The sequence below is a fragment of the Clostridium sp. AM42-4 genome, from assembly GCF_003480105.1.
In the GTDB taxonomy this organism is placed as follows: domain Bacteria; phylum Bacillota; class Clostridia; order Lachnospirales; family Lachnospiraceae; genus Brotaphodocola.
Map to the genome: position 1 here is coordinate 3,899 of NZ_QUIK01000030.1, position 486 is coordinate 4,384.

Annotated in this window: 1 protein-coding gene and 1 pseudogene; both read right to left on the bottom strand. The window is 51.0% G+C overall.

Translation table 11 applies throughout. From position 1 onward, the window contains the following. On the bottom strand, nucleotides 1-208 hold a 208-nt coding region (locus DW922_RS18185; protein ID WP_243032276.1), incomplete at its 3' end, for a CHC2 zinc finger domain-containing protein. Nucleotides 209-273: 65 nt separating this feature from the next. Beyond that, a pseudogene (locus DW922_RS16435) lies at nucleotides 274-486 on the bottom strand (conjugal transfer protein); the annotation flags it as partial.

A 486-nucleotide genomic window follows, 5' to 3' on the forward strand; every position in this document is an offset into this window, starting at 1 on the left:
CCAGCCCATACAGGGCGGCGGCAAAATCAATCACATCCCCATCCGCACCGCAGCCGAAGCAGTGGTAACGCCGATCCAGCTTCATGCTTGGGGTTTTATCATTATGGAACGGGCAGCAAGCCATCCCGTTCCGACCTACATGGATTCCATAATGCTCCGCAGCCTGTCTTGTTGTGACGGACTGCTTCACAGCTTCAAATACATTCAAATCTATCCCTCCTTGAAAATAAGAAAAGCACCTGACATTCTCTGATTGAAAATGGCAAGTGCCTGTTAAAGTTCCATATCCTGTTGTCTGTGTTTCGCCTGTGCCGGGGCGGTTCTTTGAGCCTTTTTCTCGTCTGCCTTATCCTGCAAGACTTCCTTGATGGGCTGCTTCTTAGGCGGCTCTTTACTTTCCTCTGTGCCGGGTGTGGCTTTCCGTACCCAGTAGCGGATGTCCCGCAGCTTCTTCAAATCCTCCTGTACCTCGGTCAGTGGTACTTT